This is a genomic window from Martinezella lusitana, assembly GCF_014207095.1.
GTDB classification, from domain to species: domain Bacteria; phylum Pseudomonadota; class Alphaproteobacteria; order Rhizobiales; family Rhizobiaceae; genus Rhizobium; species Rhizobium lusitanum_B.
Genome location: NZ_JACHBG010000036.1, coordinates 1 through 18211 on the forward strand (window position 1 = coordinate 1; position 18211 = coordinate 18211).

An 18211-nucleotide genomic window follows, 5' to 3' on the forward strand; every position below is an offset into this window, starting at 1 on the left:
GCAGCAATGTAGGTGAACTGATCCGCCGCAGACGTCGTACTCGTCCCACCCGCGGTCGTCACCGTCATATCGTATGTTCCAGCCGCATTGGCCGGCGAAACCGCCGTGATCTGCGTTGCCGAGTTGACCGTGAACGTGGCCGTCTGCGTGCCGAACCGCACCGAGGTCACGCCGGTCAGGTTCGTTCCGGTCAGAATGACCGAGGTCCCGCCCGCGGTCGGACCGGACGTCGGACTAACGGACGTTATCGTTGGCGGCACAACATAGGTGAACTGATCGGAGCCGGAGGTCGAGCTGGTCCCGCCGATTGTGGTCACCGTGATATCGTATGTTCCAGCCGCATTGGCCGGAGACACGGCCGTGATCGCCGTGGCGGAGTTGATCGTGAACGTGGCAGTTTGCGCGCCGAACTTCACCGAGGTCACGCCGGCCAGGTTCGTTCCCGTCAGAATAACCGAGGTCCCGCCTGCGGTCGGACCGGAGGTCGGACTAACGGACGTGATCGTTGGCGGCGCAACATAGGTATATTGATCCGCCGCAGACGTCGCACTCGTGCCGCCGCCCGTCGTGACCGTCACATCCACCGCTCCCGTGCCCGCCGGTGCTGTTGCCGTGATCTGCGTTGCGGAGTTGACGGTGAAGGTGGCCGTCTGCGCACCGAACCTCACCGCTGTTGCGCCAGACAGGCTTGTCCCCCAAAGAACGACGGTCGTGCCGCCAGCCGTTGGGCCTGAGCTCGGTGAAACTGCCGATATCGTTGGAGCAGGAATATAGGTGAACTGGTCGGCAGCGGAGGTCGCACTCGTGCCGCCTGATGTTGTCACCCGCACATCCACCGTCCCGGTACCCGCCGGTGCGGTAGCAGTCATCTGTGTCGCCGAATTGACTGTAAAGTTTGTCGCCGCCGTCGCACCGAAGGTGACCGCGGTCGCCGCCGTCAGGTCCGTGCCGGTAATCGTCACCGTCGTCCCGCCCATCGCAGCACCCGCCGACGGAGAGATCGCACTGATCGTTGGAGCAGCAACATAGGTATATTGATCCGCTGCAGTCGTCGCGCTCGTGCCGCCCGGTGACGTCACGCGCACATCGACCACGCCGGTGCCCGCTGGCGCCGTCGCCGCGATCGATGTCGACGAAATAACCGTGAAGCTCGTCGCCGCCGTCGAGCCAAAGGTTACCGCCGTTGCATTGGTGAAACCCGTGCCGGTAATGTTAACCGCCGTTCCGCCAGCCAGAGCGCCCGCCGTCGGGGATATGGCCGTTACGGCCGGAAGCGGAATATAGGTGAACTGGTCAGCGCTCGATGTTCCGCTCACACCACCTGCCGTCGTTACCCGAATATCGACCGTTCCCGTGCCCGCTGGCGCCGTCGCCGTGATCTGCGTTGGGGAATTGACCGTGAAGCCCGTCGCTGCCGTCGAGCCAAAGGTAACCGCAGTTGCCGCTGTGAAATTTGCACCGGTGACGACAACCGTCGTAGCGCCAGCCGCCGGCCCCGATGTCGGCGAGATCGAGCTTATGACGGGAGGCGGGATATAGGTGAACTGATCGGCGCTCGAGACAGCACTTGTGCCGCCTACGGTTGTCACGAGGACATCCACCTTTCCAGTGCCCGCGGGCGCGGTTGCCGTGATCTGCGTCGGTGAATTGACCGTGAAGCTCGTCGCTGCCGTCGCGCCGAAGGTCACCGCCGTTGCCCCGCTCAAGTTCACACCGTTGATTGTAACGCTCGTACCGCCACTGGCCGGGCCTGAGACGGGTGAAACCGACGTGACCGCCGGTGCCGCGACATAGGTGAATTGATCGGCCGATGTGGCGGAGCTTGTAGCGCTGGTCGTCGCCACCTGGATATGAACGGTTCCGGTACCGGGCGGAGTGGTCACGGTCATCTGCGTATCGCTATCGATGTTAAAGGTCGGAGCCGCCGTTCCGTTGAAATACACCGTCGTTACATTGGTAAAGTTTATGCCGGTCAACTTGACGATCGTGCCGCCTGCCGCCGGACCTTGTGTTTGTGAAACCGACGTCACCGCCGGCCAGGTTAGCTTTACATTAACCGTGAACGGTCGGTTTGTTTGGCCGACACCAGTGCAAAGACCACCCACCTGTGGGTCATATGAACAATCACTCGCGTACCAGAGCGTGAACGAATCCGCCCCTGTCGACGTCGCGGAATTGAGCGTAATGTCATATTCCGGATAGGAGGCGTCGGCCCCTTCGACTGGCACCAGTGTGTATTGAGCCTTTGCGGTGGTTATGGTGAGGTTGGACGGTGTGGGGGACATCGCCAACATCGGCGCCTGGACCATGGCATCGAGACCTGATCTGACAAACAATCCCCATAAGACGCTCGGATGCGTCACGCAAAGGCCAACTGTATTGTTTGCCTGATTGAATGCGATGCTCGCGCTGTCGGCAGAATCGGTTGTTACCCTGCAGTCCGCATTCGCTGCCGCGATCGTGGCGAACAGCAGGGTTGCGACAAGAATGACGAACCTTGCGAAACGGACAGCGCTTTCGCGCAGAACTCTCGATACCAACAGCAATGTATACACGCCCTTGCTCCGGGACCTTGCCACAGCAAGCCGATCCCGCCCCAACCCTTCAGTGACACTTGCGAGCCACTGGCCAATCTTGCCGCCACACGGCTAAGCGGTGCTCTGGCGAGTCGATCCCACGCGACGCCAACACCTGATTTGATTGCTAGCAATCCGCAGGTGCAGGCTGCAAAGCTGAATGGATGAAAGAGCGAGTATCTGACCGCCTGTGCCGAAAACCGGTCTGTGTGTGCCACTCTGACCGGGGAGCCGTGACGCGGAGGTAGCCGGTATCACCGGCCTATGTCGATGACCCAACGGGACCACAGTTCATGCTGGCCCGCGTTTTCCACATCAGGAAGCCCATCGCCAGCGTGGAAACGCATTTCTCTCGGAGTGAGACCAAACTGCTTTCGAAAGCTGCGTGCGAAAAGTTCGGGACTTGAGAAACCGTGCATCTCCGCAATTTCCGAGATTGACAGCGACTGCATGGGCCCGGTCTGCAAGGCCCGACGCGCAAGATCCAGACGGCGCTTGCGGACATAGGATTGAAAGCCGCCAAATGGCTCGAACAAGCGATAGAGCGTGCGCCTGGAAACACCGAATGCTCCGAGAACCCCCTCCAGGGAAAGGGAGGGGTCGAATATTCTGAGGTCGATATATTGCCGGATGCGGGCGAGAAGCGCGGTGTCGACCGCGCTGCTATTGTCTTCGGTAATGCTGCCGTTGATCGCCGCCGCCGCAAGACCCAGCAAGGGCGCGAGCGAGGCCTGCGCCTCCCCTACGGAAAATCGAGAGAGATTCTGCAGGTAGCAGGAGGCCGTGCTCCTCAACAGGCTGACGAGCGGGAGATTGGCATCCAGCACCAGTTCATGACTGTCATCCGGCTGCTTGAGAAGCGGTGCCAGCAACCTCCGCGGAACGACGATATCGATATGAGAATGCGGGTTGGTGGCCGTTGATATCGGCCGCGCCATGTCCAGGACATAGAGATCACCCTTGCGGGCCGAATAGCGCCCGTTCCAGTCCTGGCTTTCACCATCCGTGTAGAACTGCAGCAGATAACCGTCCATCCCGTCGCGAGCGATCTTGTTGCGCGACCGATTGAAGCGATGTGGAGAGGCTTTCATCGACGCAAAACCAACGCCGTCGACGAGCCAGGCATCCAGTCCAACGAAAAAGTCGTCATTCGAGGCGCCGGTCGGCTGGGCATCGAACAAGACGCTGATCAGATCGCGCCATAGCTCGCGCGCGATTTTGGCGGGCAAAATTCTGGTATCGAAGCTTGAGTAAGGAACGACCATCGCAAATATAAATCTCGGCAAAAATACTCCGTCACCGCTCCTGTGGGTGAAGCGGCAATCCGATGAAAAATCAAGCCTCTATTGTTTATATGAAAACGCATTGCAGGCAATATAGTTGACGAAAGTGTTGCCTTACCTTCCCCCGGGACGGCTACCGCTGCCAGCCGGCGAAGCTCGGCCGAAATATCCGGGCGTGAGACACAGCCTGATCGCTTCGATCACGCCCTCTATGTCAGCAGGATCCAGCGCAGACGTCTGTTCAATGCGAACAACATTGCCAAGATGGCAGTATAGGCGAACGCGCCCGTGACGATCTGAAGGGCGCCAAGCGTCCTCCAGGCGAGGCTGCCGGAAAATTCCTGTCGGACCAGCATGACAGTCACGACCATGATGAGGCTCGACGGGAGGATGATGAGGACGAAACCCTTAGAAATCGCCAGCCAATCCACCCCCGCTATCCTCGCCTGTAGTCCGATACAGGTCGCAAGCGCCAGAACCGCGGTATAGCATTGTGCGATTGCCAGCTCTCGCAGCCCGAGGCGCGCCACCACGATAACCACAGCAAGAGACACGGCAACATTCAAGAGGGTGACAGGAAGCCGGTAGCCGATCCGTCCAACGACCGACAGCGACGCCTCATTGATGTAGCCCGGCGAAAGCAACAGCTGCCGCAAGCAAAGAAAGGGAATGATGGAGGACGCGGGCATCCAGGCCTCGCCAAGCATCAGCCGCACGACCGGCTCGGATATCTGTGCCAGCCCGAGATACATGGGCGCGGCAATGGCAAGAAGAGCAAGAACGAAACGAGCCCCGGCAGAGCCGGTCTGCTCCGCGCCCTGAAGATGCGCGCGCCGGAAAACAACCCAGCTTAACGACCGTACCGGCTCCGCCAACAGTTCGGACACGACGGCAACGACACGCTCCGCCGCTCGGTAGAAGCCGGCATCCGCAATTCCGAGAAAGCTCCCGACAACAAGGGTACCCGAATAGGAGCCGAGAAAGACCACCAGGCGATTGCCGACGATCTGACGCGAAAACGCCATGACTTCGCCGAATACAGGCCTCGTCAAATGCAGACGCGGCAGCCGCATCGCCACATGCGCCGATCCGACCAAAAGAACGAGCTGACCGACGACTTTGGCTGCAGCCAGCGCTGATGCCTGCCCATGCAGGCTGAGCAGCATTATTGCGGTCATCAGGCCCGATAATTCCCCGGCTATTCTGACGATCGCACGCTGACGCAAAAGGCCCGAGGCGACGAGCTTCCCATCGAAAGCGGCCGTCAGCGCTGCCGGCAGCATCCAGCAACCGAACAGGGCAAGAAGCGCAGCCTGTGTTCCATTGCCCGTCAGGGCGTAAAATATGGCGGCGACCAGCAAGCCGACAATCGTGAACGAACCGCCACTGAAAAGCGAGATGGTGGCGACTTGATCGAAGCAGTCATCACCGTCTCGTGCTTTCATTATGAACTCCGCCCATCCCCCTTCCGCCACCACCAGCAGCAATATGGCGATGGCCGAGGCGAAGGCGAAAAGCCCGAACTCTGCGGGGCTCAACATGCGTGCCGCAACGAAGAAGGTCGCGACCTGGGACAATTGCGACACAATTTTGGCGGTAACGATCCATAGTCCGCCGGATAGGATCATCGGCAGAAACCGACCTATCACAGCGCCTCTCGCCCGCGATTGATCTGGTTTCTGCGGATTGCTGTCCTTGATCGATAAAGACATCGTCAATGTACCAATTGTCGGATCGCCGACGCTGCCTGCTTGGCGGGCAGCGCCTGCGGCCAGGTTCAGGCTGAGGGCTCAACGCTCTCCATGTTGAAAGATCACCGAGTATCGATAGGCCCAGTCAGCCTCGCTACGGTCGAGCGGCTCCCGGGCCCAGCGAACCCATGGCCATCCACCTCTTACACTCTCCGAGGCCCATATTTCCTCCTGGTTCGTCAGCACGGGCCGGAACCATGAGGCTTTCAGCACCTTGGTCTTGAGGTCGAGGTCGATCCCATCGACCACCAGATATCCACCCGGAGCGACCAACCTCATCACATTGGCCAGGCATCGTTCGGCCAGTTCGTCTTCCATCGGCCCCATGAAATTATTGGCAAGCACAAGATCCTGCTGCCCGAGGCGGCTCGATAATCTCTCGTCGGTCGCGTCCGCCGTCAACCAGGTGACATCGTCTCTCAGCCAGTCCTTGACCCTAAGCGAGCCATCCGGAAGAGGCTCCAGGATCTCGACAAGCGACGGCACGTCCGCACTTGCGACCTCCGCCCTGCCGGCAGCGTATAAACCGCCTTCGGCAGCGGGAACGTCCGGATGATAGATGCCGCGTCTTGCCACCTCGACGACGGCCTCCGATATATCAGCACCCTTTGCTGTGACGTGTAGATCACGTCTCGCCGTCTTGACCGCATAGAGGAAGGAATAGAGCTCGGCGCCGGTGCTGCAGCCGATCGACGCGATCTTCATCTCGCCGCTTGCGGGAAAGTGCGAAGCCAACGCTCCGATCACCGAAAGCAGCGGTGGATTGCGCATGAAATGCGTATAGTGGGACTGAAACCGCACAGTATTTCTGATGAATGTCCGGTAGATGTAGCGCCCCACGCGGAACATGATCGGCGTCCGCCGCAAGGACCCCGGAATAGTCTCCCAGATCACACGACAAAGGCGAAGGGGTGTCTGATAGACGAAGTTGAAATCAGTCATGGTGGTCGACATCGAAAACTCCTTCAAATGCGCAGCCGACCGTTGAGTTGGCCGGACAGGCGACAGGAACCCAATTTTAAGGCGGGACGGTCCCATGAACCGAACGGCTGAACTGCGCTATCATCGACGGGCTCCATTCGAGCTTGCCAACCGGTACCCTCGTGGTCGGCCCGTCACTCGACGATCATGTTTATCTGTCTGTGCGCGAGCTCGACACCTGGCACAACGGGCGATGGGTCCCACCGAGCGGAAAAATGCGAGCCGGTGCGGACCGGCGCTCTATGGTGGATAATGAAAGCTCCAAGGAGCGTGAGCGCTCAGTCCTGGCCAGTTCCAGGCATAGTGTGCCAGCACGACCCCACCTATTTGGGGAAAGGCGGCTGGACAGATCACGTCGGAGATGTAGTAGGCGGCGCTACAGGGTTTGCGAAGGCACATCAGCTGGCGCAGCTTTGCGCCTTGAGCGCCACGCATGGACATGGCGCATTCATGCAGGGCGGTTGACGGCCCGGCGGAGAGGCCTGTCTGATACAGCCCGTGAACATGGCTTCCTGAATGGACATGCAGCGCATTCAAGGCAAGCGCCATCGAGGCCAGCAGGCAGGCGATCATGACGAAGTTCTGAGAGAATGTGATGCCGAGCGTCCTCATATGAGGTTTCTAGGCGCGGCCATCTCCCACTTCAATTCGGCAAAGCGTAGCCGCGGGTCAACCGAAGGGAGTATCGCACGGATGGATTTGCGTATGGCGCCGATGAATGCCGTGTTAACGGCACAGCAACGTAGCAGCTGCGAAATGAGGACTATATGGGATCGTGACGAATGGAGGGCCGCCCCCGTAAGACAATAGGCTTCGATGGAGGAGCCGATCAGCCGGTGTGGTTGACGGCGTTGGAGTGGTCGAGGCGCAAGCGGTTGTTTCGGAGCCGGCCTTTCGCTGCGGCGAGCCTGACTGATGTCGCGGGGTGAGGTTGCGGCCGCGGAGTCGAACCGCCTGACCGGCCTTTTTTCACCGACGAGCGCACCGGCGCTCTTAGCCGCATCGCCCCTCGACATTTGTGAGATCTAAAGTCTACTACCAGTGTGACAGCTTTCCAGTTGCCAAATCGGACTAAATTCTGTGCGCCTTCCGCACTAATTGTTCCTCCTTCCGCATTCGGTTTCGGCTGGAAGGATCGGCGTCGCATGTATCTGATTGATGGAAAGAGGCCATGGGCACTTGTGCATCGAGCACCTTATGGCCGCTTGGAGGTATCAAATATCGGTGCTGTGAGCCCAGTGATTATGGCTGCGCTCACCTCTTGTCGTATCAAGAAATCAATGATCGAACGGCTTACGATCTGGCGTGGTCGACGATTGGCCGGATCTCGGTAGTCCCCGGCAATTCCCGGGCATATGCAATCGCCTCATCCAGGTCGCGTACTTCAATAATATATACGCCGCCCAGGTGCTCCGTCGTTTCGGCAAAGGGGCCGTCGGTGATGACAGGCTCTCCCTTGGTCATGCGCACAGTTGTCGCAGCAATCGTGGGCTGAAGCTCTTCGGCGATCAACAAGGCACTGTTGGACTTCAAACCATCCGTCAGGCGATAGTGAGCGGCATATTCCGCTTCCCGGTCGCTATCGCTCGCTTCCGCCCATTCCCTTTCATTTCCATAGATCAACAATGCAAATTTCATGTCTGTCTCCCGTGACGCGTTCATTTCCTAGCGCGACTGAGACGAATGGCGAGATGGAAAATCGACAGCACCCGAAAAGATTTGAAAACAAGGAAGGAAAATTCCCTGCGCCTGCAAATGCCCGCTCCATCATGGCGCAAGTGTTCGAACGCCTGCCTCCCTCATGTCGGCCGCAAATGCGGCCTCTCACTTGGTCAGCTCGCCGACACGGGCAAGTGCAGCGGAAAAGCCCTTTAAGGAAACCTTGAGCGCGATCGGCTGGGGCGGCGCCAGCGCGGTTGCGCTTACGTTGAGACTGGTTCCGGTCTTGAGCTTCGCCGCCTGGCCGGAATCAAAAGCGACGGATGCAAGGCACCCCTGCGGGATGCAGGTCGAGAAGGCCGCCGGGCTCGTTGCTTGCGCATCGTCTATTCGGACGGAAACTCCCTGGGCAAGCGCAAGGCCAAAAGGCATTAGCAACGCAGCCTGCAGCTTGCCATCGGCAGCATTGGCGAATTCAACCGTCAGGAGGTTCTGGCCGGTCTCCTTGTTGCTTTGCACCTGCCGCATCACGCATTGCGTCGTATTGTTCTGTGCCTGGCAGGCGACGATCCAGTCTTGATAGGTTTCGACAAGCGAACCAGCGCCACCCGGCAAAGATGCCGCCGAGGCGGATGCTGCTGCAAGCAGGAGGCCGGCAAGGGCGGCCGATCCGATAACGGCCCATGCCTGACGCTGAAGATTATCGATGATCATCACGTTGCAAATTCCTTTTTCAATTCAAGATCGGATGGGGTACTGGGCACACCATCTTCTGTTTCCGGCACTTGGCCGCAACGGCAGTTAGTTTCGGCGGGAGCCAACGGGATACGCCTTCGCCGCATGGCTAGGGCCTGGCCGGCTGGACGACGCAACTGGCCCCGTCTTCAAGGCAGACGACCGTGCCGCCGAAGCGCGGATCGGTGAAAAAGTCGTGCGAGCCATCATCCGAGACAGAGAAGGCGCCCCCGTCTCCGCCGGGAACCGGCGGCAGCGGTTCCGTGTCCGGAACCAAGGATCGCGGCACCGTCGAACTTGCAAGATCCATGCTCGGGATAGATGGCGCTGCCGTGACTTTCAACAAGCCAGCGATGAAACTCAAGTCGTAGTTTGACGAGGCGGCAAGTGTTCCCTGGCTGATGACATAGCTGCCGGGATTTGAGCTCCGATCAGCCGCCGAGGTAAGCGAGCCCGCCAAAAGGTCGCCGTTGGCGAGGCCTGCACCGCCGACACTATAGCTGAAGGGCGGATTGGGATCGCCATAGGTACGGCTGGCATTGTTGGCGGCAACAATAATGGTCCGCTTGCCGACCGTAAGGTTGGTGCCGGAGAACGTGAGCGCGTAATTGCCGGACGCGGCAAGGGTGCCCTGCGTGATGGCATAGGTGCCCACCCCTGTCGTGCCAGTCACGCCAGACAGTGCACCCGTCAGACTATCGCCGTTGACGAGCCCACCGCCACCAACCGAATAGGCAAGCGGCGACGTGTCACCATAGCTGCGATTCTGGTTGCTGGCGGTCACCGTGATCGCACGTTTATTGATCGTGAGATCTGCGCCCGTATAGCTGATCGCATAGTTGGTATTGTCGAGCGTGCCCTGGTTGATCGCGTAGCCGCCCACATTCGAATATTGCCCAGCCGCGGTCGAAAGCGATCCGGAAAGCATGTCGCCATTGACCAGGCCCGAGGTTGTATAAGTCAGCGCCGGGTTTACATCGCCATATATCTTCGACTTGGCATCCGCCGTGACCGTCATCGCACGCGGAGTGACCGTCAGGTTGGCCGCATTATAGGTGATCGCGTAATTGGCGTTGCCGAGGCTGCCGAGAGTGATCCCGTAGCCGCCCACATTCGAATATTGCCCAGCCGCGGTCGAAAGCGATCCGGAAAGCATGTCGCCATTGACCAGGCCCGAGGTTGTATAAGTCAGCGCCGGGTTCGCATCGCCATATATCTTCGACTTGGCATCCGCCGTCACCGTTATCGCACGCGGAGTGACCGTCAGGTTGGCACCGGTAAAGCTGATGTCGTAGTTCGAGTTAGCAAGCGTGCCGAGTGTGATGCCATAGTTGCCGATCCCCGACGCCGTCGTCGCGGAGGTGGCCAGCGCCCCTGAGAGCGTATCGCCCGCAACGAGGCCGCTCCCGCCGGCGGTATAGGTGAAGCCCGGATTGGCATCGCCATAGGTACGGTGTGCGCTGTCGGCCGTGACCGTGATGGCGCGCTTGGCGATGTCGGCAAGTGTCGTGGCCGTGTTGGAAGCCAGCAGATAGTTGCCGGCATCCGCGCCGCCGAACGACAGGCCGGAGATGGTGACCGTCTTGCCCGTGCCGGCATTCTTGTCGGAAAAGGCGCCGCTGAAGCCATTGCCCAGCGTAAGCGTGTCGCCTGACACCATGCCGTTGAAGACAGCGCCCGCTGTGTTCAAAGTCGCGTCCGTCGTACCGTCATAGATCTTGCCGTTGGCGGTGATCCCGCCGATCGATGAGATCATAGCCCTGGTGATATCGACCGTGTCCGTGCCGCCCGCCAGCGTGTAGTTCGAGGCAAGGCCGCCATTCGTGCCATCGCCCAGAGTCAGTGACGCAAGCGTCACGCCCTTGCCCGAGCCGGCATTCTTGTCGGACATGGTGCCGGTGCCGGACAATGTCAGCGTTTCGCGGCCGACCAGGTTCGACAGCGTGAAGATCGAGGCATCGAGATCCGTCGAACCGTTATAGGTGCGGCTGCCCGAGAGGTTGACGACACGCTGGCCGATATCGGCCGTGGTCGTCGCCGTATCGGAGGCAAGCGTATAGTTGCCGACATCCGTGCCGCCGAGCGTCAGGCCGGAGATATTGACCGTCCTGCCGGTGCCGGCATTCTTGTTGGCGAAGGCACCGCTGGAGGTTGCAACCGTCAGCGCGTCGCCGGCGACCATGCCGGTGAAGCCCGCACCCGCGGTGTTCAGCGCCACATTGGTCGTGCCGTCATAAGTCTTGTTGCCGGCGGTGATGCCAGTGATCGCAGAGATCGTCGCCTTGGTGATATCGGCCGTCGCCGTCGCCGTATTGGAGGTAAGCATATAATTGCCGGCGTCTGTGCCGCCGAGCGAAAGCGAGGAGATGCTGACCGTCTTGCCGGTGCCGACATTCTTGTCGGCGAAGGCGCCGGTGCCGCCGCTGACCGTCAGACTATCTCCGGCGATCATACCGTTAAAGACGGCATCCGCCGTGTTCAACGCCGCATTGGCCGTGCCGTCATAGGTTCTATTGATTGCCGTGATGCCGGTGATGTCGGAGATCGTCGCCTTGGTGATGTTGGCCGTCGCCGTCGCCGTATCAGAGGCAAGCGTATAGTTGCCGGCGTCTGTGCCGCCGAGCAAAAGCGAGGAGATGCTGACCGTCTTGCCGGTGCCGACATTCTTGTCGGCGAAGGCGCCGGTGCCGCCGCTGACCGTCAGACTATCTCCGGCGATCATGCCGTTAAAGACGGCACCCGCCGTGTTCAGCACGGCAGTCGTGTTGCCATTATAGGTCTTGTTGTTCGCCGTGATGCCAGTGATCGCAGAGATTGTCGCCTTGGCGATATCGGCCGTGGTCGTCGCCGTATCGGAGGCAAGCGTATAGTTGCCGACATCCGTGCCGCCGAGCATCAGGCCGGAGATATTGACCGTCCTGCCGGTGCCGGCATTCTTGTTGGCGAAGGCACCGCTGGAGGTTGCAACCGTCAGCGCGTCGCCGGCGACCATGCCGGTGAAGCCCGCACCCGCGGTGTTCAGCGCCACATTGGTCGTGCCGTCATAAGTCTTGTTGCCGGCGGTGATGCCAGTGATCGCAGAGATCGTCGCCTTGGTGATATCGGCCGTCGCCGTCGCCGTATTGGAGGTAAGCATATAATTGCCGGCGTCTGTGCCGCCGAGCGAAAGCGAGGAGATGCTGACCGTCTTGCCGGTGCCGACATTCTTGTCGGCGAAGGCGCCGGTGCCGCCGCTGACCGTCAGACTATCTCCGGCGATCATACCGTTAAAGACGGCATCCGCCGTGTTCAACGCCGCATTGGTCGTGCCGTCATAGGTTCTATTGATTGCCGTGATACCGGTGATGTCGGAGATCGTCGCTTTGGCGATGTCGACCGTGTCGGTGCCGCCGATCAACGTATAGTTCGAGGCCAGGCCGCTGCCATTGCTGAGCGACAGCGTGCCAACCGACAGCACCTTGCCGGTGCCGGCATTCTTGTCCGCCATGGAGCCCACGCCGGTCAGCGTCAGCGTCTCGCCATTGGCGAGATTGCCGAGTGACAGGTTGCCGGCGGCGACATTGGTTGTGCCGTCATAGGTTCGGCTGCCGGTCATGCTCAGCACGCGCTGCGAAATCGTCAGCGTGCCGCTATAATCGATATAGGCCGTGCGAGGACCGTTCTCCGTCACCGAGACGATATCGGGGTCGGAATAATTGTAGGTCCCGGCATTGGTCGTGCCCGTAATCGCGCTGCCCCAGGCAAGCGAGACATTGCCTGTGCCGACGCCCGACAGCGTCGCGCCGGTAATCGCAGAATTGGCGTCGCCATAGCTCCGCGTGCCGTTACCGATCTTGACATAGTCGTCATAGAGCCCGCTGCTGAGCGAGCGCAGCATCATGTAGCCACCATTGGCGCCGCTTGTCGATTTGCCCCAGACATTGGCGAAATCCCACCCGGCATCGATGAAGCTGAAGGGATCGGCCATCTGCGCCGTGGTGAGGCCGGTTGCGGAAAATGTCCCGAGATTAGAACCATAACCGGAAGGCTGTCCTGTGGTGTCGATGTCCCAGAAACTATTGGTGAAATTGGAACCGCTGTTAGTGGCGCCCACCAAACCTCCGACGTTGGAGCTGCCGCCAACTAATCCGGTCGCATAGGCGTTGGAAATCGTACCTCCCTGGTCATAGCCCACCAGACCACCAACAATTTGGAAACCACCGCTGACGGCGCCGCTGGCATAGGAATTGCTGATGCTGCCGGAGTAGTTCTCGCCAACCAGCCCACCCACTTCTTGGCTGCCGCTGACGGTGCCGCTGGCATAGGAATTACTGATGCTGCCGAAGTTGTTCCGGCCGACCAGCCCGCCGACTAAACCTCCACCAGAGACGGTAGCGGTGCTGTAGGAATTACTGATCGAACCGGAATTGTAGCCAACCAGCGCGCCGACATACAAGTTGACGCCCCTGACCGACCCTCCAACAAGCCCCACATTGCTAATCAATCCCCTCGACACTCCGAACAAACCAACAAAGTCATTGCCGCTCACAGTGAGGGCGCTGATGGTGTGGTTGTTGCCGTTGAAGTTGCCGTTGAACGCCGCGTTCATCATGTCCCCGAGCGGCACCCAGCCGTTCGTCGACCAGATGCCGGAGGCGTTGGTGCCCGACGTCTCGCTGGCGTCGATATTGTTGGCGAGCGTGTAGTTGCCGTTAAGGTTCGCGCCGATCAGCGCGAGTTGATGCAGATTGGTGATGACGCCGTTGGCGGCAGCCTCCGAGCGCAGGATCGGCCGCATGTCGCCGGCCTGGTACCAAGTGTTGGCAAAATCCAAGCCCGCGTAACGGGATGAATCGCGCGCCTGTGCCGTAGTCAGGCCGGTCGCGGAGACGATACCCCCACAGGATCCGCAAGCCGAGGACTGACCGGTGGTGTCCATGTCCCAGAACGAGGTCGTGATGGTTCCGTAGTTGTCACCGGTCAACCCGCCAAGGCTGCCCGTGCCGCTGACCGAGCCGCTGGCATAGGAATTGGTGATACTGCCCTGGGAATGGTTAGAACCCACCAGTCCGCCGACGGAGGAGTTCACCCCGCTGACCGAGCCGGTGGCATAGGAATTGGTGATCGTACCTTCGTTGATACCGACGAGCCCGCCGGCTGGGCCTGCGCTGGCCCTGACCGTAACGCCGATCGCATACCCATTGATTATCGTATTCACACTTACGCCCGCCAGCGCGCCGGCATAACCGCCGCTGATCGATCCGCCGACGAGCCCGACATTGCTAATCGATCCACCCAGGATGCCGCCGAACAAACCAGCTGAGGTCGGAGAACCCGGATAATGGGAGTTGTCGGATTGGCGCTCGGCCAACGAAACGGTGACACCGCTGATGGTGTGGCCATTGCCGTCGAACGTGCCGCGGAAGGGAGTGTAGTCGTCGCCAATGGGCACGAATCCCGCGCCGTCATTCCAGATCGCGGTTCCGGAGGCGTCGATGTCATTAGCCAAGATCCAATTGGCGGCGAGATTGGCGCCGCGCGAGCCGATGCCCTGCAAGCCGTAGACATCCGCGACCGTGTAGGGCGTGGCGCTGGTGCCATCACCGCCGGTGACGCGCAGGAAGGACGTACCATCGGTGATGCGGAAGTCCTTGGCCGAGAAGGCGGGCAGCGTTCCGCTATTCTGCACCCAGTTGCCCGCAGCCAGCACGAAGGCGCCGACATTGACCGCCGCCGGAGCAGAAATCGTACCGCCAGAAGAGACGATAAGGCCGCCATTGGCCGTGATCGCGCTGTTGATGTTGATGTCCGATGCCGCCGCGAGCGTCAGCGTGGTGAGCGCGCTCCAGTTGATCGGCGCTGCGACCGTGATGATGCCGGCCTGCGGATTGGTGGCATCCGACGACGAGCCCGTCGTCACGGTGACATTGGCGCTTGCGAGCGCATTGGTCAGCGTGTTGACATTGATGATGCTGTCATTGCCTGTCGCCGTGAAGCCGGAGGAATTGCTGTCCGTCGCCGTCGAGATCGTCACATTATAGGGATCGAGCAGCAGATTGCCGAAGGAACCATGCGCCGCGGTCAGATCGGTCAGGCCGGTGTAGGAGAGTTTCGCCTTGCCGGAGACCTCCACCTCGCCGCCATTGCCGGAGACCGCTCCGCCCTTCGCCGTGATCGTGCCGGCAAAGCGGGTCAGATCATCCGACCACAGAACGACATTGCCGCCATGGCCTGTCGTGACCGCATCGGCATGGATGACGGTATTGGCATCAACCGTCAGCGTCTCGGCATGCTGCAGCGGCCCCTTGCCCTGGCGGTTGCCGCCGATATTGACCGTGCCGCCGCCGGTCTTGCCCGAGGCATTGATCTTCGCATTGGCAAGCGTGATCTTGCGGCCGGTCACCTGCACCTTGCCGCCGGTGCCATGCTTGCTGCTGGCATCGATCTTGCCGGTGACGGCAACTTCGCCATCGCCACCCGACAGCACGATATCGCCGCTTCTGCCCGAGACACCCTTCGCCTCGATGGTCCCCGACATGTTGACCGCCTGGCGCGCCATGTCCCTCGCCGCTGCTGCGGTGAGCTGTACCGTCCCGCCTCTGGCAGAAATCTTGCCGCTATTGTCGACCAGTGCCCCACTACCTTTAGCCTTGGTCGGCACTGCCACCTGCAGAAAGCCGTCGCCGGACAGATCAAGCGTTGCCTGCTCGCCGGACCCGAGTGCTGCCTTGCCCATCGGCACGGTGATGACACCGGAATTGGCGACCGTGCCGCCGATCAGCGCCATATAGCCGCCGCGGTTAATCGTGATCGTACCGGCATTCGTCACCGGCGCCGAGGCGCCATTGCCGGTAAACGTCCGCTTGCCGGTCATGAAGTCGTCATCGGAGATGCCGAGCGTCGAGGCGACGAAGGCGCCGGCCTTGACCGTGCCGGAATTGGTAATGGCAATGCCGTTCGGATTGATCAGGTAGACCTGGCCATTGGCGTTGATCTGGCCTGATATGGTCGACGTCGTCTGGCCGGTCACCCGGTTGAGGATGGCCGAATTGGCATCGGGCTGGACGAAGGTGACGCGGTTGCCCTTGCCGACGTCAAAGCTCTGCCAATTGACGACAGCGCTGCCGCTCGTCTGGTTGATCGTCAGAGCTCCTGCCGATGGCGACCCGATCGTCGCACTGCCGGCTGCCACCTGACCGCCTGAAGGCAGTGACTGCGCCAGCACTGCCGTCGAATGCACCAGCGCCGTCGAGGCAAGCAGCGCAACGAGACGGGTCCTATGCGAGAGTGTCATACGGGTCGTCTGTCTAGTCATCACGATTGTCCTAGAACTGGAATGCCGCCGAAACGGTGAAACGGTTGTCGTTGCTGCCGTCGCCGAAGCGCTCGGTGCGGCCATATTCCAGGTTGAGATTGGTGCTGTTGAAGCTTGCCTGTTCAGCCGCTGCCAGTCGCAGGCCGACGCCATAGGCCGCACCGCGCGAGAACCCGCTCTCCAATGCCGTGGGATCGTAGAGCTTCACGCCGCCATAGGCGCCGAACACATAGGGCGAGACAAGCACCGCACCGGCCGTGCTGGTGCCATCGGCAAGATTCGTACCCTGCTGTGACGGAAACTCCGGCCAGCCGAATGGCAGGGTGAAGCTGGTCGTAAACGGGAATTGCGCCTCGGCGCGCAGTACAAAGCCGGCATCGCCCTGCATCGAACCGTTCGGAAAGCTCGAAAGTCCCGCGGAAGAGGCAATGCCGATCTGCTCGGAATTGAGCAATGGCTGGCCGAAGGAGGTTTGCGCCCGTGCCTTGAGATCGAAGACCAGATGTTCGGCGACCGGCTGGCGATAGCCAAGATTGACTTCCAGCTTCTGGAAATCGGCATCGGCGCCCTGGCGCGACAAGGGCGTGCCGCTGGCATCGGCATCGGCGGCACTGCGCGCACCGAGCCCGTTGATGCCGAAGGAGCCGGTCAGACCAGCACTCAGGAGCGCATCGCCCGAGACATACCAGGACAGATCCGCACCGGTGCGCAGAATGCGCAGCCGGTCCTTCGACAGAGTCAGCCCGCCGCCGTTTAGCAGTTGAAGCTCTTCGTCCTGGGCGTCGAAGCCGCCATTGACGTTGAGGGTGAACTCGCGCGAGCGGATCACCGGATAGGAGAGCCGCGCCGAATAGCGGGTGAAGTCCGACATGAACTGCAGCCCGAACAGGCCGGCTTCAGGCGTCGTGCGCGAGGCAGTGGCCTCGAGGTTGAGCATCAACCCGTCGATGCCGATCGGCAGCGTCACGCCGCCTGCCAGCGAGCGGTTGCGCGGTGCGCCGGTGAAATAGCCCTCGTCGCCGCCGAACCGCGGTGCGCCCGAGGCGCGCAGATAGAAGAGTTCGCCGAAGCCGAACACAGAATTGAAGTCGAGGCCGATGCCGGTATTGTATTTGCCGAGCGCCTCGGTGGAGGTGTTGTCGGCGGAGATGAAGCCGGTAACCGGCTTGTAGCGTGCCTCGATCGTCAGCACACTGCCGCCGGCCTGCGTGCCGCGCGACAATGTCGAGCGCAGCACCGTGCCCGGCAGGTCGCCGGCCAGAAGCAGCCGCCGCTCGATCTCGTCGTTGGACATCCCCTTCTCGCCCACCAGCGGCGCCAGGATTTGGGCGATGCGGTCGCGAACGGCCTCGGGCAGATGCGAGGTGTCGATGCGCTCGACGAAGCCATTGATGACGACGATGCGCAACACCGCGCCGTCGACCAGGCGCTGCGCCGGCAGCACGACGCGCACCAGGCCATAGCCCCTGGCGGAGTAGGCCCGCTCCAGCTCGCCGGCCGCCTCGAACAAGGCTGCCGCCGTCACCTGCCTGCCGCTGAGGCTCTTGGCCACGCGCGCCTCATCCGCGTCAAAGCCGGAAAGACCGCCCTCGACCTTGACCGACTTCAGCCGAACCGTCAGCTTCTCAGGCCCCTTGGGCGCCACAGGGCCGGAGGCTTCGGGAATGACGATGCCACTGCTCTGCTTCTGCAGTTGCGGCTCGAATGTCTGCGGCGTCACCTGCGACGCAGTCTGCGCGAGCGCAACAGATGTCGGCGCCGTTACAGCAATGGCCGCAATGCCTGCGGCTAGGACACAGGATCGCGCAAGATGGTATTCGAACGTCAAAATAAACCCCTATCCAACCAAATTTGCTGGAGCCGCGTGCGCCGGCCATAGAATTTCCGAGGAAACAGCTTAAAGCCGCCTGCCGTTACTTGGGAAAACCTGTA

At 60.9% G+C, this 18211-nt stretch carries 9 protein-coding genes; all 9 read right to left on the minus strand.

Features of this window, described 5'->3' with window-relative positions:
* On the minus strand, nt 1-2555 hold a 2555-nt coding region (locus tag GGD46_RS32110), incomplete at its 3' end, for an IPT/TIG domain-containing protein (protein ID WP_313206351.1).
* A gap of 275 nt (nt 2556-2830) precedes the next feature.
* Nucleotides 2831-3805, minus strand: a complete 975-nt coding sequence (locus tag GGD46_RS32115; RefSeq protein ID WP_184711238.1) for an AraC family transcriptional regulator — start codon at nt 3803-3805, stop codon at nt 2831-2833.
* A gap of 263 nt (nt 3806-4068) precedes the next feature.
* Complete coding sequence (locus GGD46_RS32120; protein WP_184711240.1) at nt 4069-5508, minus strand: oligosaccharide flippase family protein; 1440 nt, start codon at nt 5506-5508, stop codon at nt 4069-4071.
* 141 nt (nt 5509-5649) lie between these two features.
* Nucleotides 5650-6564, minus strand: a complete 915-nt coding sequence (locus GGD46_RS32125) for a CheR family methyltransferase (protein ID WP_246806526.1) — start codon at nt 6562-6564, stop codon at nt 5650-5652.
* A gap of 267 nt (nt 6565-6831) precedes the next feature.
* Nucleotides 6832-7203: a hypothetical protein gene (locus tag GGD46_RS32130; RefSeq protein ID WP_184711244.1), complete on the minus strand. Its 372-nt coding sequence runs from the start codon at nt 7201-7203 to the stop codon at nt 6832-6834.
* Between the two features lie 681 nt (nt 7204-7884).
* Nucleotides 7885-8229 carry a YciI family protein gene (locus tag GGD46_RS32135; RefSeq protein ID WP_184711247.1) on the minus strand — a complete coding sequence of 115 codons (345 nt, stop codon included), beginning with the start codon at nt 8227-8229 and terminating at the stop codon, nt 7885-7887.
* A gap of 186 nt (nt 8230-8415) precedes the next feature.
* Complete coding sequence (locus tag GGD46_RS32140; protein WP_184711278.1) at nt 8416-8964, minus strand: invasion associated locus B family protein; 549 nt, start codon at nt 8962-8964, stop codon at nt 8416-8418.
* 130 nt (nt 8965-9094) lie between these two features.
* Nucleotides 9095-16279: a YDG domain-containing protein gene (locus GGD46_RS32145; RefSeq protein WP_184711250.1), complete on the minus strand. Its 7185-nt coding sequence runs from the start codon at nt 16277-16279 to the stop codon at nt 9095-9097.
* A gap of 10 nt (nt 16280-16289) precedes the next feature.
* Complete coding sequence (locus GGD46_RS32150; protein ID WP_210325786.1) at nt 16290-18107, minus strand: ShlB/FhaC/HecB family hemolysin secretion/activation protein; 1818 nt, start codon at nt 18105-18107, stop codon at nt 16290-16292.
* Nucleotides 18108-18211 lie beyond the last annotated feature (104 nt).